This window comes from Acidocella aquatica, assembly GCF_030160635.1.
In the GTDB taxonomy this organism is placed as follows: domain Bacteria; phylum Pseudomonadota; class Alphaproteobacteria; order Acetobacterales; family Acetobacteraceae; genus Acidocella; species Acidocella aquatica.
On the sequence record NZ_BSOS01000067.1, the window covers coordinates 156,802 to 173,477 of the forward strand.

Sequence of the window (16,676 nt, forward strand, 5' to 3'; positions counted from 1 at the left end):
TCTTGCTCCTTAGCCCGCCGCAATCGGCGTGGTTTTCCAGAAATAGCGATTATACCCGCGCGCCCGGTCGCGTTCCTTAATCCGGTAAACCATGCGCAGCTTCTCACCGCGCTCAATCCCCTTCGGCCCGACATCAACCATTTCCATCAACAGCCGCGCGCCATTATCAAACTGCACAAACCCGCAATACAGCGGCGGCGCCGGATAATACGAGAGCCAATCCGCCGTCGAGGTCAGCACCTGTGCCGGCTCATCAGCCAGCGGCACCTGCCTGAACTGCTTGCGCGGCGCCTGGCACTTCACACAGAACTGAAACTGCGGAAACTGGATGGTATTACACGCCGCGCACTGGCCCGCATTAAACGCTTCCAGCTGGAAGGCCGAGCGATACTGCTCGGTCAACTGCGTCTTGCCGCTGCGCTCGGCGCGCATGCCCCATTCCACATCGATGCCTTCGGCAAACGAGAGGAACCGCAGATAACTATCCGTCGCCACCGCATCCGCCACCGAACCCGAAACGCCACGGCGCTTAGGCAACGCGGTAATCGCCTCGGTCACTTCAAAAATCAGCGCATCCGCACCCTGGCCAAAACCCACAACCAATATCTTCTCGCCCGGCTTGGCCGTCTCCAGCGCCAGCGCCAGTTGCAACAGCGCATGCGCCGCCCCGGCATACCCCACGCCGTTCTCCAGGCCCGAGACCACGCTCCCGCCAAACTTCACACTCTTGGCCACCGCATCCGCCACCGCGCGCAACTGCGACGGCATGGCGAAATACGCCACCCCATCAATGCCAATCCCCGCATCCGCCAGCGCCGCCGAAATTGCCGCCGGCGCCAGCTTGGCGTATCCCTCATCGCGCACCCAGCGCTCTTCCCAGGCATATTCATACTTCTGCCCGGTCGCGCGGAAATGGTCGACAAAACTATCCGTCACGCTCGCCTTGCCAACCAGCCTGGCGATCACGCCCTCAGCCCCCAAGGTGAACGCCGCCGCCCCCGCGCCATAGCTGATCTCCTGCACGCTGGCGGGCTTGCCCACCGGCGCGTCGGAGGCGATGAACAACGCCGCCTCCCCGCCCTTCAACGCCTGCAACAGCGCCGAAGTCCCGGCCCGCTGCGAATACCCGGCATCACTGGCGGCAATCCCGGTGGGGGCGGAAATTGCACCCGCGACAATCGAGGCATTGAGCAAATCCGCATAGGGCAACGTCGTCGAGGCCAAATAAATCGCCTTCAGCGCGTCGGCGGAACTCCCGGCCAGCGCATCGCGCGCCGCCTCAACCGCCATGGTGACCGCATCCTCATCCCAGGAGCAAAACGCCCGGCTCCCCTTGGCCTGGCCCTTCAACCCCGGCGCCATCCATTTATGCGCCTCGGCGATAATCCCCCGCTCAATGCGCAACCGCGGCACATAGGCGCCGTACCCCGTAATTCCAAAATCACTCATGGCCGTCATTCCACTTTCAATAAGATTTAGGAAGGTCCAGCACCTTCTCCGCGATAAAGCTCAAAATAAGCTGCTCGGTAATCGGCGCGATCCGCAACAAAATAGACTCTCGGAACAACCGCTCCACCTGATACTCGGTGGAATACCCCATGCCGCCATGCGTCATCACCGCGCGCGTGCAGGCATCAAACGCCGCCCGCCCGCCCAAAAACTTGCCCGCATTGGCTTCCGCGCCGCAAGGCATGTTGTTGTCATACAAATTCGCCGCCCGCATGATCATCCAGAACGCCGACTCCAGATACGTCCAGTTTTCCGCCAGCGGATGCTGAATCCCCTGGTTCTGCCCAATCAAACGCCCAAACACCTTGCGCTCCCTGGCATACTGCGCCGCCCGCGCCAGCGCCCCGCGCCCCAGCCCCACGGCCTCCACGCCCACCAAAATCCGTTCCGGATTCAAACTGTGCAGAATATAGTGGAACCCCTTGCCTTCCTCGCCAATCCGGTCCGAATCCGGAATAAAATAATCATCGATGAACGTCGCGTTCGAATCCACCGCATTGCGCCCCATCTTGGGGATGCGCCGCACCTCGATCTTGCTCTTGTCGAGGTCGGTGTAGAACAGCGTCATGCCATCGGTCGGCTTGCGGCAATCCTCTTTCAGCGTGGTGCGCGTCAGCAAAATAATCTTGTTCGCCACCTGCCCTGATGACGTCCATATCTTGCGCCCCGTCACCCGGTATCCGCCCGGCACCTTGGTCGCAAAGGTCTTGATGCTCGTCGTATCCAACCCGGCATCAGGCTCCGTCACACCAAAACACGCGCGGTCGGTACCCTGGATCAACGGCGTCAGCATCCGCTCCTTCTGCTCGGGCGTGCCAAACACCACCACCGCGTGCGGCCCGAACAAATTCAAATGCAACGCGCTCGCCGCCGAATACCCGCCCGCGCTCGATGACACCTCATGCATCATGATCGCCGCCTCGGTCACACCCAGGTTCGCGCCGCCATATTCCTCCGGCATGGTGATGCCGAGCCAGCCGTTATCGGCCATCGCCCGATGAAACTCGAACGGAAAGCGCTTCTCCGTGTCGCAAGCTGACCAGTATTTGTCATCGAACCCATCGCAAACCTGCTTCACGCCCTCGCGAATGGCTTCCTGTTCTTTCGTAAAACGTATGTCCACGGTCCCTCCGGCATCAACAGTTCAAGATTCAGACTGAAACTACGGTCGCTTCAGACAATTAAAACGCAACCTCATCGATTGCAAGCGTACTTGTTTATGACACATCGCGGCCAAAGCCACCCCGTGCCATTCCTCTATAAAACCACTCTCATCCGCCACACAATTATCATATGCTTATTAACTACATCATTCTCCGCCCAGCGCCCCTCACCCATCCCGGTTACACCGCGCGCTGGCCCAGTCAGCCCGGCCAAAAGTGGGGCTTTCCCGCCCCTGGCGCCGTCTCTAGAGTGCGATCGTTTGAGGCTCGCTCAACTGAGCGAGCCGAAAGCGTGAATCGCTCTCAGAAAAACGGCCAGAGCCTGATCGCACTTAAAGCGATCAGTCTCTAGCGCGCGATCGTTTGAGGTTCGTTCAACCGAGCGAGCCGAAAGCGTGAATCGCCATCAGAAAAATAGCCAGAGCCTGATCGCACTTAAAGCGATCAGGCTCTATACGCCCAGGGCACAGCCCTACCCCCCGCCTATCGCCCCTGGGAGACACCATGTTCATTTTAGCCGGCACCACATTGCGCGACAGGCTGCAGGCCAGCCTCGGCGCCCTCACCGGCATCGCCCTCACCGGCATCCTGAGCGCCCTGCTGCTCGGCCACGCCAACAGCCTCGTCCTGCCCCTGCTCATCGCCCCCATGGGTGCTGCCGCCGTGCTGGTCTTCGCCGTCCCCGCCAGCCCGCTGGCGCAGCCCTGGCCAGTCGTGGGCGGCAACATCATCTCCGCCATCGCCGGCATCGCCACCGCCAAACTCATCCCAGACCCAGCCCTCGCCGCCGGCATCGCCGTCGCCGCCGCCATCGCCCTCATGTCCCTCACCCGCTCGCTACACCCGCCAGGCGGCGCCGTGGCCCTGCTCTGCGTCCTCGGCGGCCCCAGCGTCAGCGCCGCGGGCTTCTTCTTCGCCTTCATCCCGGTCGGGCTGAACTGCCTCCTGCTGGTGAGCTTCGGCATCATTTATCACAGCCTGGTCTCCAACCATTCCTACCCGCACAAACCCGCCCCGCTCGCCGCCAACACCCACCGCACGGCTGACCTTCCCGCCCCCCTGCGCGCCGGCTTCCGCCCCGAAGACATCGACGCCGCCCTGGCCGAATCCGGCGAATCCTTCGACATCAGCCGCGACGACCTTGACCGCCTGCTCCGCCGCGTCGAATCCCACGCCGCCGCCCACGCCCACGCTCACCTCACCTGCGCTGACATCATGTCCCGCGACGTCATCCAGGCCCAGGAGACCACAACGCCCGACGCCGCCCGCGCCCTGCTGCTGAACCACGACGTGCGAACCCTCCCGGTCACCGACGCCACCGGCCTCGTCACCGGCGCCATCGGCCTGCGCGAACTCTCCCGCAACCCCGCCGGCACCCTCATCTCCCTGATGACCCCCGCCATCACCGCCAGCCCCAACCAGCCAGCCTCAGACCTGATCGCCCCCCTCACCGACGGCAGCACCCGCGCCGTCATCATCACCAGCCCCACCGGCCGCGCCCAAGGCATCGTCACCCAAACTGACCTCCTCGCCGCCCTAGCCCGCCCCCACCCCGCCCCCTAACCCCCACCAGCCCCCTTTCGTCATGCCAGCGAAAGCTGGCATCTCTCCCCACCCCTCCGTCATGCCAGCGAAAGCTGGCATCCCCTCCCTCAAACCCAATCGTTGTTTTTTCAAAACAACCTACCCTTTTTTCTGTGGACAACTTTTTTTTATCAAACAATTCCAACAACATAGCCTGTGCATAACAGGGGGGTGCTTCACGTGAAGCACCCCCCTGTTTTCAACCGTTCAGCAGCGCCAGCAACGAGTCCATCTGGTCCAGATTGGCATAATGCAGCGTAATCGTCCCGCTCCGCCCATTAAACCCGATCTTCACCTTCACCCCCAGCCGCTCGCTCAAATTCTCCGCCAGCGCCTCAACCTCACCATCCGGCCGGCGCTCCAGCTGCGGCTTGATCAACGCCCGCCCCTTAATCGAGCGCCCCAAATTATTCACAAACTCTTCCGCCTGCCGGACCGAAAGCTCCTTATCCAAAACCACCTTCGCCCCCTTCAGCGGGTCCGGGTGGTTCAACAACGCGCGCGCATGTCCCATTGAGAGGCTGCCATCACGCACCATGCCCAAAACCGGCAGCGGCAGCTTCAGCACCCGCAACGTATTATTGATATGCCCGCGGGATTTTCCCACAGCATCCCCCAGCGCTTCCTGGCTCAGGCGGAACTCCGTAATCAACCGCTGATACCCCTCAGCCTCTTCCACCGGGTTCAAATCTTCGCGCTGCAAATTCTCCACCAGCCCGGCGGCCATCGCATCCGCATCGCTCAACTCACGCACCAAAACCGGCACCTCATGCAGGCTCACCTTCTGCGCCGCCCGCCACCGCCGTTCACCCGCGATAATCTGATACTGCCCCTCATGCCCCGGCTTCGGCCGCACCAGCAGCGGCTGCAAAATCCCCCGCTGCTTTATCGAATCCGCCAACTCCTGCAGCGCCGTCTCGTCCATATCCTGGCGCGGCTGATACGGACTCGGCTCCAGCAGATCCACCGGCAGCGCCTGCACCCCCGGCGCGTTCACGCTCGCCGGCACCGCCGCATCCCCCAACAGCGCCGCCAGGCCCCGCCCCAACCGTTTTGGCTGTTCTTTCACACTCATACCGAAGCTCCCTTTCTCGTCCGCGTCCGCCTCAAAAACTCCGCCGCCAGCGCCAGATAAGCCTGCGCCCCAACCGAGCGGAAATCATACAACAACACCGGCACCCCATGGCTCGGAGCCTCCGTAATCCTCACATTGCGCGGGATCGCGGTGTCGAACACCACGGCGCCAAAATGCCCGCGCACATCATTGCTCACCTGCTCCGAGAGGTTGTTGCGCTTGTCGGTCATGGTCAGCACAATCCCCTCCACTTCCAGTTTCGGATTCAGGCTGCGCTTCACCCGGTCCACGGTCCGCATCAACTGCGAAATCCCCTCCAGCGCAAAAAACTCCGCCTGCAACGGCACCAGCACCGAGTCCGCCGCCACCAGCGCGTTCAGCGTCAACAGCCCCAACCCCGGCGGGCAGTCGATAAACACAGTGTCAACCGCGCAGTCTCCCGCCAGCGCATCACGCAGCAAAAACTCCCGGCGCTCCGTCTGGCTGAACTCCAGGTCAGCGCCGATCAAATCTTCCACCGATGGCACAATGGTCAAATTCTCAACCCCGCTTTCCAGCGTGAGCGCCCCGAGCGCCGCATCACCAGCCAACAGCGCATAGCTGCCGCCTTTTCGGATGGCGCGGTCAATCCCTAATCCGGTACTGGCATTGCCCTGCGGATCAATATCCACCAGCAACACCTTCTTGCCCCCCACCGCAAGTGCTGCGGCAAGGTTGATGGCGGTGGTGGTTTTCCCCACCCCGCCTTTCTGGTTTACAACGGCGATGATCCTAGGGCGCGGCGGCTTTACTTGTTCCAACATGGCGGATCTGGCTCACTTTCAGGATGCACGCTTCTGCATCTAGGCTCGACGCAAAGCGCTCGGCCTCCATGTGCCAGACCGCCCTTGCGGCCGTCAATTCAACTTCGGCGCCACGCCCCTTTGGGAACAGACAAACGCCATTTTCCGCCAAATGCGGGGCCGCCAGCCCCAATAATTTGTCCAGCGGCGCCAGCGCCCGGGCTGTCACCAGCGGCGCTGGCACCGTCTTCGCCGCCTCGATGCGCGTGTTCAACACCCTCACCGGCGCCCCCAAAATCCGCGCCGCCTCCATCAAAAACGCCGCCTTGCGGGTGTCGGACTCAATCAGCGTAAATTCGATCCCCGTCGCAACGGCCAGCACCATGCCGGGGAACCCGGCGCCGGAGCCCAGATCGATCGCCCGCGTCACCCCAGCCGGAATATGCGCCACCAGCTCCAAGGAGTCCCGCACATGCCGCTCCCAGATATGCGGCAGATCCCCCTTGCTCACCAGATTGATCCGCGGCGACCATTTCGCCACAAGCGCCGCAAACTGGCGCAACCGCTCCTCGTTCATGCCGCCCGCCGGGCTTTTTTCAACGCGCCAAAAATCGCCCCCAGCGCCGCCGGCGTCATCCCCTCAATCCGCCCCGCCGCGCTCAAGTTTTGCGGGCAAACCCGCTCCAGCTTTTCGCGCAACTCGTTGGAGAGCCCGCCAACCGCGCCATAATCAAACCCTTCGGGGATCACCACCGCCTCATCGCGCGCGCGCGCCTTAATCTCGTTTTCCTGCCGGTTGAGATACCCGGCATAATGCAAATCCGCCCGCAAAATCTCCGCCCCGCGTGAATGCCCCTCCGGCCTGCCCGCATACCCCGCGATCTCCGCCTCCAGCGCTGCAAACGCCCCCGCCCGCTCAGCCCCCACGCAACCCCAGCCCAGCCCCAGCGGTGTGAGCCGCAGCTCCGCATTATCCGCCCGCAACAACAGCCGGTATTCAGCCCGCGAGGTGAACATGCGATACGGCTCCGTCACCCCTTGCGTCACCAAATCATCAATCAACACCCCGATATACGCCTGCGCCCGCCCCAGGCTGACCGGCGCACAACCACCGGCGGCGCGCGCGGCGTTCAGCCCCGCCATCAGCCCCTGCGCGCCGGCTTCCTCATACCCGGTGGTGCCGTTGATCTGCCCGGCCAGATACAGCCCCGGGAGCGCCTTCACCTGCAACCCATGGTCCAGCGCGCGCGGGTCCACATAATCATACTCCACCGCATAACCAGGCCGCAGGATTTTGGCGTGCTCCAGCCCTGGGATGGAATGCACCAGCAGCTCCTGCACATCCTCGGGCAGCGAGGTGGAAATCCCGTTGGGATACACGGTGTCATCATCCAGCCCCTCCAGCTCCAGAAAAATCTGATGCCCCGGCTTCTCCGCAAACCGCACCACCTTATCCTCGATGGAGGGGCAATAGCGCGGCCCCTTCCCCGCGATATTCCCGCCATACACCGCCGATTTATGGATGTTTTCGCGGATAATCGCATGCGTCAGCTCGGTCGTCCCGGTAATCCGGCAGGAGATCTGCGGGTTGGTCACGCGCTCGGTCAGGCTGGAGAAGCACTCCGGCGGGTCCTCGCCCTTGTCCTCAGCCAGCCCGTCCCAGTCGATGCTCTTCTTGTCCAGCCGTGGCGGTGTCCCGGTTTTCAGCCGCCCCAGCGGCAGGTTCAGGCCCAGTAGCGCCTCGGCCAGCCCCACCGCCGGGGCGTCGCCAATCCGCCCGCCCGGGGCCATCACATTGCCAAAATGCAGCACCCCGCGCAAAAAAGTCCCGGTGGTGAGCACCGCCGCCGCGCAGGAAAACACCCGCCCATCCGCCGTGGTCACGCCGCTCAACCGGCCCGAGGCATCGCGCAGCAGCCCCGCCGCCTCGCCCTCAACAATGGTCAAATTCTCCTGCGCCGCCAGCAGCGCCTGGATGGCGTTGCGATACAGCTTGCGGTCCGCCTGCGCCCGCGGCCCGCGCACCGCCGGCCCCTTGGTGCGGTTGAGCAGCTTGAAATGGATGCACGCCGCATCCGCCGCCCTTCCCATCAAGCCATCCAGCGCATCAATCTCGCGCACCAGATGCCCCTTGCCGATCCCCCCGATCGCCGGATTGCACGACATTTCCCCCAGCCGGTCCGCCCGGTGGGTAAGCAACAACGTGCAGGCCCCCACCCGCGCAGACGCCGCCGCCGCCTCCGCGCCCGCATGCCCGCCGCCAATGATAATCACATCGTATTTCATGAGGGGGTATTAGCGAGTTTGCAGGTATATAGGCAAGGAAATCACAGGGCTCTGCCCTGCAACCCGGCAGGGGGCTCCACCCCCTGCACCCCTGGCCGGGCCTGAGGCCCGGACCCCGTTAGTTTAGCTGCTGGTCACTTTCCGAAGAATGAATTTGCTACACAAATACCGCTATTTCTCTATCTCAGAATCAAATCTAACCACTATAGGAAAAATTTCATTCATTGGCTTATAAATTTCGGCTGAACCAAAAGGAGATATAAATCTCAGGGTTTTGCCCGTAGAGCGCACAAAATCCGTTTCCATGACCGATCTATATTTTACATTATACTTTAAAATTCCCACAAATGCAGGCATAAACTCTCCATTCCCATTTAGCTTCACATTATAAATATCATTATAGATAAGAAAAATTCGGGAATTAGCTGCGACATATCCCTTCAATACTACCTGCTTCTGCTGCGGGGTTTTGCCATTCGCGCTGCCAGATAGGGTTGCGGAATATTGAATCAGATATGGGTTTTCATTCTTGAGTTGCACTTGCATTTGTACATAATCATCGCCCGTTGAAAGTTTACGAACAAATTTTATAGTCGCAGAAACGTATTCTAAGGAGCCTATCGATGGCACAGGTGCTGATGGGAAAATCTTACTGTAAATCGGTTCGAAATTAAGCCCAATGACCGCTGCAACAATCAAAACCTGAAAAACTACCCTAAGATTATTCTTTAATGGCATCCGCCTAACGACATCGACACCAATTGCGCATGTAAGCAACACACAAAAAACATGCCAAGGCCAAGTTAACGGAATGAGATATGTAAGTAATGAAAAAAACAGACCGACCACCCCCTCAGTCGAAAGCGAAATAAAGGGGTTACGATTCGACATAATGTCACCTTACCTGGACTCTAAGGATGCCGCCAAGGCTGCAATTATATGATGTTTGGTTCATGGGGTTATTCCACCCCAGAATGTAGAGTTTTTGTCCACAAACCACCGTTTTCCCTATGGCGGCCTAAGCCACATAATGCCGCAAAATTCTGCTTTATTCTATAAAATCCCTGCTCGGTGAGCTTTCCTCACCCCGCCTACTTCCCAATACAAAACCCTGAAAACACGGCGTCGAGAATCTCCTCCACGCCGATTACCCCTGTCAGCCTTGCCAGGGCGTACGCGGCGGCCCTCAGCTCCTCGCCGCGGCACTCAGGCGCGCGCTCCGCCAAAGCCCGCTCCAGCGCCGCCGCGGTGTCGCGCACGCAGGCAATCTGGCGTGGCCGTGCCAGCGTGGCCGCACCCTTGGTGTCGGTGAGCCGGGCCGCCGCCGCCGCCAGCCCGGCGCGCAATTCAGCCATCCCCTGCCCTGTTTGGGCCGAGACCCCCTCGCCCGCCAGATCAGCCTTGGTACGCACGAACAGCACCGCGATACCTTCCGGCACGGCTGGAAAATCCTCGCCCGGCGCCGCCACGGCGATGATCAGATCCGCCCGCGCCGCCCGCGCCTGCGCGCGCCGCACGCCCTCGGCCTCCACAAAATCCTCCGTCTCGCGCAGCCCGGCTGTGTCGGTCAGGTGCACCGGCACGCCGCCCAAATCCACCCGCACGCCCACCGCATCGCGCGTGGTGCCGGGGATATCGGAGACGATGGCCACCTCCTCGCCGGCCAGCGCGTTCAGCAGTGTGGACTTGCCCGCGTTCGGCGCGCCGAGGATGACGAATTCCAGACCTTCGCGCAGCCGCGCCGCCGCCGGGGCGGCTTCCAAAATCGCCTGCATTTCGCGCTGGATACCGGCAATCCGCTGAACCAGCCCGGCTTCAACATCCGGGGGCAAATCCTCATCGGGAAAATCGATCAGCGCTTCCTGCTGCGCCATGGTCTGGCGCAGTGACTCCCGCCAGCTTTCGCAGGTTTTTTGCAGCGCGTCCGCCCCCTCAATCGCCTGCGCGCGCTGCGCCTCGGTTTCGGCGGCGATCAGGTCAGCCATCGCCTCGGCTGCCACAAGGTCCATGCGGCCGTTCAGGAAAGCGCGGCGGGAGAACTCCCCCGGTTCCGCCGGGCGCCCTCCCAGGGCCACCAGAGCCTCAGAAACCGCCGCGAAAACCGCGCGGCCACCGTGCAGCGAGAATTCGGTGGAATCCTCACCGGTGAAACTGTGCGGGCCGGGGAAGCTGGTGACCAGCGCATGGTCCAGCACCCTGCCCTGCCAGCGCAGCGGCCGCAGCGAGGCATGGCGCGGCGCGGGCAACCCGCCCGCCAGGGCGGCGGTGATCTCCAACGCCCCCGGCCCGGAGAGCCGCAACACGCTAACAGCCCCGCCCCGCCCGGTGATGGGCGAAAAAATAGTGCCGTTCATGCCCCGGCAAAAACTATCATGTTGTTAGATATCGTGACGCAAGATGCGCCTCGAACGCCGCCGGATTCAGATTTTCACCTGTTGCAGCCAACAACAATTCATTAAACCCAAAGCGCGACGCCTGGCTGTGGATGTGTTGCGCCAGCCAGTTTGTCAGCGGCGAGAGATCCCCCGCGGCGAGATGCGCGCCAAGCGCCGGGAGCGCCTTGCGGGCAGCGGCGAAAAGCTGCGCTGCGGCCATCGCGCCCAGCGTGTAGCTGGGGAAATAGCCGATGGCGCCGTCATACCAATGAATATCCTGCAGGCAGCCATGCGCGTCGTCCGGCGGGGTGATGCCAAGGAGCGCGTGGAAGCCATCATTCCAGGCGCCCGGCAGGTCAGCCACCGCCAAGTCTCCCGAGAGCAGGGCTTGTTCGAGGCGAAAGCGCAGCAACACATGCGCGGGGTAGGTCAGCTCGTCGGCCTCGACCCGGATGAAACTGCGCGACACATGGCGCAGGCGGCGCTTCAACGCGGCTGCGGTGATCGGCTTGTTGAAGGCTTTTGCTAAAACGGTTGCGAGATGCGCGAGAAATTCATCGGCGCGCACGGCCTGCATCTCGATGATGAGCGACTGGCTCTCATGCGTGGCCATGCCCGCCGCCTGCCCCACCGGCTGGCGGCGCCAGGCGGTGGGGAGATGCTGTTCATACAGCGCGTGCCCCGTTTCATGCAGCACGCCGGTTATGGCGGAGAGCGGGTCGGCTTCGTCATAGCGGGTGGTGATGCGAATATCAGTTTGGGTGCCGCCGCAGAAGGGGTGGGCGGAACGATCCAGCCGGGCGGAGGCGAAATTCAGCCCGGCGGCGGCGCTGAGCTGTTTGCACAGCGCCTCCTGGATTTCGGTGGCGTAGGGGCCGGGGGGCAGTGTTTCATGAGACTGGCGGTTCTGGATTTCCTCAGCCTGTGGCAGGGCTTTTTGCAGGAAAATTTCATAGCCGGCGAAAATCGGCGCGGCATCGGCGGCGTGGATGCCGCGTTGATACTGCGTCATCAGCGCATCATAGGGCGAGAGGCCGAGCGCCGCGCCGAGGATTTGCGCCGATTGGCGGGTGAGGTTGAACACCTCCGCCAGCGCGGGGCGGACGGCGGCGAAATCCGACGCCTTGCGGGCGGTGCGCCAGATGGTCTCGCAGGCGCTGCTGGCGCGCGAGCTGGCCTCCACCAGGTCTCGCGGGAGGGCGGTGGCGCGGGTGTGGGCTTCGCGCATCAGGGTGAGGTTCTGGGCCGCCCAGGGGTCAGCAGGCGGGGTGGCGGCGGCGAGGTCTTCGGCCAGCGCCGGGGCGGTGAGCAGCTCGTGCGAGAGCCCGGCCAAAACAGCCATCTGCTCGCCGCGCGCCTGGGCGCCGCCGGGGGGCATCATGGCCGCGGCGTCCCACCCCAGCATGGCGGCGGCTTCGTTCAGCGTGGCGATGCGGGCGAAATTCTGTTGCAGGCGCTTCAAAGAGGTCATGGGTCCAGCAGCCTTTTCCGGGCGAAGAAGAAGAACTCGAACAGCAGCACGCCTGCGAAGCCGAACCAGGTGAGCGCGTATTCGTAATGGTTGTTGGGCGGCGTGGGCAAATGCTGGGCGGGTTGCGGCGCGGCGCTGCCGGGGGGCGGCAGCGGGCCCATGGCGATAAGGATATAGGGCGCGACGTTTTGCAGGCCCATTCCGGCGGCGATTTTCACGGGGTTGAGCGTGTAATAAAGCCCCTGCCCCGGGCTGTCAGGTGCCGCGAACCAGCCAGGCTCGATGGCGCCGTGCAGATAGCCCGCGACCTGTGTTGGCCCGGCGGGCTCGGGGTATGGCGCGGGGGTTTGCTGCGGCACCCAGCCTAGGTCAACCAGCACGATCTGCCCGTTCGGCCGCGCGAAGGGCATGAGGATTTCACCGCCCGCGATGGGGCCGGTTGGGCTGTCATGCACCTCGTCGCCATAGAGCGCGGCCTTGCCGGGAACCCAGGTGCCGGTGATGGAGACTTTCTCAAACGGCGTGGGGTGTTCAGGCAGCGGGATCGGCGCGGAGATTTCGGCGGTGTGGATGGCTTTGAGAATCCCCTCCTTCCACTTGAGCCGGTGCAGCTGCCACACGCCCAGCGCGATGAGCAGCCAGAACGTGATGAAAGCGGCGATGCCGGGGGCAATCAGCCGCTTCCATTTATTGGGTGTCATGCGATGCCGGCTTTCACCGGCATGGCGCTGAAGGGCGGGTTAGCCGGCGACAATCGCGCTGCGGCCCAGGAAGTAGATGCAGACGAAGAGGAAGAGCCACACCACGTCAACGAAGTGCCAGTACCAGGCGGCGGCCTCGAAGCCGAAATGGCGCTGCGGGGTGAACTGGCCCTTCATCGCGCGGAACAGGCAGACGGTGAGGAACACGGTGCCGATGATGACATGCACACCATGGAAGCCGGTGGCGATGAAGAAGGAGGAGGAGAAGATGCCGCCGTGGTAGAAGGGGAACGGCGAATGGGTATATTCCCACGCCTGGCCGCAGAGGAACATCACGCCGAGCAGCACGGTGACGGCGAGGCCGCGCACGGTGTTTTTATTGTCGCCTTCCAAAAGGCTGTGGTGCGCCCAGGTGATGGTGGTGCCCGAGAGCAGCAGCACCATGGTGTTGAACAGCGGGATGGCGAAAGGGTCAATCGTGGTGACGCCCTGGGGCGGCCACACCGGCGCGAAGGCGGTGCCCATTTTTTCCGGGTAGAAGAAATAGTTGAAATAGTTCCAGAAGAAGGAGACGAAGAACATCACCTCCGAGGTGATGAACAGCGCCATGCCATAGCGCAGGCCGACCTGGGTGATGACCTTGTGCAGGCCGGGGGTGCGGGCCTCGGCCACCACATCGCGCCACCAGAGAAACATGGTGCTGACCACGAAGAGCAGGCCAATGGCCAGCACGATGAAGCTGTGGAAATGCGCGGCGAGGATGATACCGGCAAACGTGGTCATGGCGGCGATGCCGCCGCAGAGCGGCAGGATGCTCGGATTGACCAGATGGTAAGGATGCGGGACGGTGCCTTTGATCTGGTCTGTCGCCGAATGCGCTGGGCTGCTCATGTGTCTACACTCTCTTCGCCAAAAAATTGATCCTGGAAACTGCTTTCCAACCTATGCCGGTTTTCACCACATTTGCCCGTATTCGTGAAGTTTCACGATGGCGATGGCGTAAACCAGCACACTGAAACCCGCCAGCGCGGCCAGCAGCAACAGGTTGCGGCCACGGCGGCGGCGGTTGAATTCGGCCCGCTCCTCTGGGGTCCAGCTGGACTCCCGCAACTCGGTCCGGGGCATTTTTTCGGGCATGTTAAATAAACCGGTCAACGGCGCAGGCGCCGAACAGAATGAAAAGATAGAGGATGGAGTATTTGAAGGCGGCGCGCGCCGGGGCGTTGTTGGTCAGGCTGTGGCCCTGGGGGTCCTGCTGGTCGGTGAGGACGCGCCAGCAATAATAGCAGAACACCACGCTGAGCACGAGCGCCGTGGCGCCGTAGAAGAGACCGCACAGGCCAAACAGATAGGGCGAAAGCGCGATGGGCAGCAGCAGCACCGAATAGACCATGACGTTGAGGCGCGTATGGCGCGGGCCTTTGATCACGGGGAGCATCGGCACGCCGGCGCGCTCGTAATCGCCCGAGGCGAAGAGGGAAAGCGACCAGAAATGCGGCGGGGTCCAGAAAAACACGATGGTGAACAGCAGCACCGGCAGCAGCGAAACATGCCCGGTGGCGGCCGCCCAGCCGATGACCGGGGGGAACGCGCCAGCGGCGCCGCCGATGACGATGTTTTGCGGCGTGCTGCGCTTGAGCCACATGGTATAGATGAAGACGTAATAAAAAATGGAGAGCGCCAGCAACGCCGCGGCGAGCAGGTTGGTGGCCATGGCCATCAGCAGCACCGAGATGGCGGAGAGCACGATGCCGTAGCCCAGCGCGTCGTTGGCGGTGATGCGCCCGGCGGGGATGGGGCGCGAGGCGGTGCGGTGCATCACCGCGTCGATATCGGCGTCATACCACATGTTGATGGCGCCCGAGGCGCCGGCGGCGAGCGCGATGCAGAGGATGGCGGTGAAGGCGAGCACCGGGTTGATATGCGTGGGCGCGACGATGAGGCCGATCGCCCCGGTGAAGACGACCAGCGACATCACACGGGGCTTGAGCAGGGAGAACCAGTCAGCGGCGGTGCTGACGCCAAGGCCGCCGGAGAGGGTGGAGTCACTCATGCGTCATGGACCGGGATGCCGGCTTGCGCCGGCATGACGATGAGGGACGATCGGACATTAACGAATGACCGGAACGTCTTCAAAGGTGTGATGCGGCGCCGGGGAGGGCACGGCCCATTCCAGCGTGGTGGCACCCTCGCCCCAGTAGTTATCGGCCAGTTGCTCTTTGGAGGTGAACACCGCGTAGAGCACGTAGAAGAACACCAGGGTGGAGACGCCGGAGATAATCGAGCCGATGGAGGAGACGTAGTTCCAGCCCGCGAAGGCGTCGGCATAATCCGGGTAGCGGCGCGGCATGCCGGCCAGGCCCAGGAAGTGCATCGGGAAGAAGGTGAGGTTCACGCCGATGAAGAAGGTCCAGAAATGCACCTTGCCCCAGAATTCAGGGTAGGGGTGGCCGGTCATCTTGCCGATCCAGTAGTAGAACCCGGCGAACACCGCGAAGGCGGCGCCCATCGAGAGCACATAATGGAAATGCGCGATGAGGAAGTAGTCGTTATGGAGTTCCTGGTCGAGACCGGCATTGGCCAGCACAACGCCGGTGGCGCCGCCGATGACGAAGAGGAAGATGAAGCCGATGGCCCAGAGCATCGGGGTTTTGAACTCGATGGAGCCGCCCCACATGGTGGCGATCCAGGAGAAGATTTTAATGCCGGTGGGCACCGCGATGACCAGCGTGGCGACCTCGAAATAGACCTTGCTGTCAGTGCTGATGGCCGAGACGAACATGTGGTGCGCCCAGACGATGAAGCCGACGAAGCCGATGACGACCATCGCGTAGGCCATGCCGAGGTAGCCGAAGATCGGCTTGCGCGAGAAGGTGGAGACCACATGGCTGATGATGCCGAAGGCCGGCAGGATCATGATGTAGACTTCCGGATGGCCGAAGAACCAGAACAGATGCTGGAACAGCACCGGATCGCCGCCGCCGGAGGGCTCGAAGAAGGAGGTGCCGAAGTTACGGTCCATGATGAGCATGGTGACAGCGCCCGCCAGCACGGGGATGGCAAGCAGCAGCAGGAAGGCGGTGACCAGGATGGCCCAGCAGAACAGCGGCATCTTGTGCATGGTCATGCCCGGCGCGCGCATGTTCAGGATGGTGGCGATGAAGTTGATGGCGCCCAGCAGCGAGGAGACACCGGCCAGATGCAGCGAGAAGAGCGAGAAATCAGTCGCGACGCCGGGGGAGTACTGCGCGTTGTCCAGCGGGGGGTAGATGGTCCAGCCGGCGCCGGTGCCGTTGCCGAGCAACAGGCCGATCATGACGAAAATAAAGCCCGCGGCGAGGAACCAGAAGCTCATATTGTTCAGACGGGGGAAGGCCATGTCGGGCGCGCCGATCATCATCGGCACGAACCAGTTGCCAAAGCCGCCGATCAGGGCGGGCATGACGAACCAGAAAATCATGATCAGCCCGTGCGCGGTGATGATGGCGTTCCACGCCGCGCCGGAGGTGATGATGTCGTTATGCGGATACATGAGCTGCTGGCGCATGATGACCGAGAGAACGCCGCCGACGCAGGCGCCGATCACCGCCATGGTGATGTAGAGGGTGCCGATGTCCTTGTGGTTGGTGCTCATCAGCCAGCGCTCGATGAAGCCCTTCTGGTGGTGGGCCTCATGGGCGTCATGCGGATGGGCATCATGCGAATGGTCGTGGGTGGTGGCGGTCATGTC

At 62.5% G+C, this 16,676-nt stretch carries 15 protein-coding genes; 1 reads left to right on the forward strand and 14 read right to left on the reverse strand.

The window, feature by feature from the left end:
• Window positions 1-9: 9 nt before the first annotated feature.
• Together QQJ84_RS11650 and QQJ84_RS11655 are read right to left on the reverse strand one after the other, a co-directional pair.
• Window positions 10-1,449, reverse strand: a complete 1,440-nt coding sequence (locus QQJ84_RS11650; RefSeq protein WP_284258368.1) for a hypothetical protein — start codon at window positions 1,447-1,449, stop codon at window positions 10-12.
• Between the two features lie 16 nt (window positions 1,450-1,465).
• Complete coding sequence (locus QQJ84_RS11655) at window positions 1,466-2,632, reverse strand: acyl-CoA dehydrogenase family protein (RefSeq protein WP_284258369.1); 1,167 nt, start codon at window positions 2,630-2,632, stop codon at window positions 1,466-1,468.
• A 544-nt stretch (window positions 2,633-3,176) separates the two neighbouring features.
• Between QQJ84_RS11655 and QQJ84_RS11660 the strand changes: the two genes are divergently transcribed.
• Window positions 3,177-4,235 carry an HPP family protein gene (locus QQJ84_RS11660; protein WP_284258370.1) on the forward strand — a complete coding sequence of 353 codons (1,059 nt, stop codon included), beginning with the start codon at window positions 3,177-3,179 and terminating at the stop codon, window positions 4,233-4,235.
• Between the two features lie 220 nt (window positions 4,236-4,455).
• On the opposite strand, the gene QQJ84_RS11665 is transcribed toward QQJ84_RS11660, so the two are convergent.
• From QQJ84_RS11665 to ctaD, 12 genes are all read right to left on the reverse strand, one after another.
• Window positions 4,456-5,331, reverse strand: a complete 876-nt coding sequence (locus QQJ84_RS11665; RefSeq protein ID WP_284258371.1) for a ParB/RepB/Spo0J family partition protein — start codon at window positions 5,329-5,331, stop codon at window positions 4,456-4,458.
• On the reverse strand, window positions 5,328-6,134 hold the full coding sequence (locus tag QQJ84_RS11670; protein WP_284258372.1) for a ParA family protein: 807 nt from the start codon (window positions 6,132-6,134) through the stop codon (window positions 5,328-5,330). The genes QQJ84_RS11665 and QQJ84_RS11670 overlap by 4 nt, the downstream gene beginning before the upstream one ends.
• Window positions 6,103-6,690: a 16S rRNA (guanine(527)-N(7))-methyltransferase RsmG gene (gene rsmG / locus QQJ84_RS11675; protein ID WP_284258373.1), complete on the reverse strand. Its 588-nt coding sequence runs from the start codon at window positions 6,688-6,690 to the stop codon at window positions 6,103-6,105. Before rsmG ends, QQJ84_RS11670 begins: the two co-directional genes overlap by 32 nt.
• A complete protein-coding gene (gene mnmG, locus QQJ84_RS11680) occupies window positions 6,687-8,399 on the reverse strand; it encodes a tRNA uridine-5-carboxymethylaminomethyl(34) synthesis enzyme MnmG (protein WP_284258374.1) in 1,713 nt (570 codons plus the stop codon). Before mnmG ends, rsmG begins: the two co-directional genes overlap by 4 nt.
• A 171-nt stretch (window positions 8,400-8,570) precedes the next feature.
• The gene (locus QQJ84_RS11685; RefSeq protein WP_284258375.1) at window positions 8,571-9,290 is read right to left on the reverse strand and encodes a hypothetical protein; all 720 of its coding nucleotides are present in this window, start codon (window positions 9,288-9,290) and stop codon (window positions 8,571-8,573) included.
• A gap of 200 nt (window positions 9,291-9,490) precedes the next feature.
• Window positions 9,491-10,753, reverse strand: a complete 1,263-nt coding sequence (gene mnmE / locus QQJ84_RS11690; protein ID WP_284258376.1) for a tRNA uridine-5-carboxymethylaminomethyl(34) synthesis GTPase MnmE — start codon at window positions 10,751-10,753, stop codon at window positions 9,491-9,493.
• A 16-nt stretch (window positions 10,754-10,769) separates the two neighbouring features.
• Window positions 10,770-12,245 carry a carboxypeptidase M32 gene (locus QQJ84_RS11695; protein WP_284258377.1) on the reverse strand — a complete coding sequence of 492 codons (1,476 nt, stop codon included), beginning with the start codon at window positions 12,243-12,245 and terminating at the stop codon, window positions 10,770-10,772.
• A complete protein-coding gene (locus QQJ84_RS11700; protein WP_284258378.1) occupies window positions 12,242-12,946 on the reverse strand; it encodes an SURF1 family protein in 705 nt (234 codons plus the stop codon). Before QQJ84_RS11700 ends, QQJ84_RS11695 begins: the two co-directional genes overlap by 4 nt.
• A 39-nt stretch (window positions 12,947-12,985) precedes the next feature.
• Window positions 12,986-13,837, reverse strand: coding sequence for a cytochrome c oxidase subunit 3 (locus QQJ84_RS11705; protein WP_284258379.1), 852 nt, complete (start codon window positions 13,835-13,837; stop codon window positions 12,986-12,988).
• Window positions 13,838-13,900: 63 nt separating this feature from the next.
• The gene (locus tag QQJ84_RS11710; RefSeq protein ID WP_284258380.1) at window positions 13,901-14,083 is read right to left on the reverse strand and encodes a hypothetical protein; all 183 of its coding nucleotides are present in this window, start codon (window positions 14,081-14,083) and stop codon (window positions 13,901-13,903) included.
• Between the two features lies 1 nt (window position 14,084).
• Window positions 14,085-14,999 (reverse strand): heme o synthase, encoded by a 915-nt coding sequence (locus QQJ84_RS11715; protein WP_284258381.1) that lies wholly within the window; start codon window positions 14,997-14,999, stop codon window positions 14,085-14,087.
• Between the two features lie 57 nt (window positions 15,000-15,056).
• Window positions 15,057-16,673, reverse strand: a complete 1,617-nt coding sequence (gene ctaD, locus QQJ84_RS11720) for a cytochrome c oxidase subunit I (RefSeq protein ID WP_284258382.1) — start codon at window positions 16,671-16,673, stop codon at window positions 15,057-15,059.
• Window positions 16,674-16,676: the final 3 nt, after the last annotated feature.

Bases quoted from the DNA above. Each gene is read 5' to 3' on its own strand.
- QQJ84_RS11650 (WP_284258368.1), bottom strand. From the start codon at position 1,449: ATGAGTGATTTTGGAATTACGGGGTACGGCGCCTATGTGCCGCGGTTG.
- QQJ84_RS11660 (WP_284258370.1), top strand. From the start codon at position 3,177: ATGTTCATTTTAGCCGGCACCACATTGCGCGACAGGCTGCAGGCCAGC.
- QQJ84_RS11665 (WP_284258371.1), bottom strand. From the start codon at position 5,331: ATGAGTGTGAAAGAACAGCCAAAACGGTTGGGGCGGGGCCTGGCGGCG.
- QQJ84_RS11670 (WP_284258372.1), bottom strand. From the start codon at position 6,134: ATGTTGGAACAAGTAAAGCCGCCGCGCCCTAGGATCATCGCCGTTGTA.
- rsmG (WP_284258373.1), bottom strand. From the start codon at position 6,690: ATGAACGAGGAGCGGTTGCGCCAGTTTGCGGCGCTTGTGGCGAAATGG.
- mnmG (WP_284258374.1), bottom strand. From the start codon at position 8,399: ATGAAATACGATGTGATTATCATTGGCGGCGGGCATGCGGGCGCGGAG.
- QQJ84_RS11685 (WP_284258375.1), bottom strand. From the start codon at position 9,290: ATGTCGAATCGTAACCCCTTTATTTCGCTTTCGACTGAGGGGGTGGTC.
- mnmE (WP_284258376.1), bottom strand. From the start codon at position 10,753: ATGAACGGCACTATTTTTTCGCCCATCACCGGGCGGGGCGGGGCTGTT.
- QQJ84_RS11695 (WP_284258377.1), bottom strand. From the start codon at position 12,245: ATGACCTCTTTGAAGCGCCTGCAACAGAATTTCGCCCGCATCGCCACG.
- QQJ84_RS11700 (WP_284258378.1), bottom strand. From the start codon at position 12,946: ATGACACCCAATAAATGGAAGCGGCTGATTGCCCCCGGCATCGCCGCT.
- QQJ84_RS11705 (WP_284258379.1), bottom strand. From the start codon at position 13,837: ATGAGCAGCCCAGCGCATTCGGCGACAGACCAGATCAAAGGCACCGTC.
- QQJ84_RS11710 (WP_284258380.1), bottom strand. From the start codon at position 14,083: ATGCCCGAAAAAATGCCCCGGACCGAGTTGCGGGAGTCCAGCTGGACC.
- QQJ84_RS11715 (WP_284258381.1), bottom strand. From the start codon at position 14,999: ATGAGTGACTCCACCCTCTCCGGCGGCCTTGGCGTCAGCACCGCCGCT.
- ctaD (WP_284258382.1), bottom strand. From the start codon at position 16,673: ATGACCGCCACCACCCACGACCATTCGCATGATGCCCATCCGCATGAC.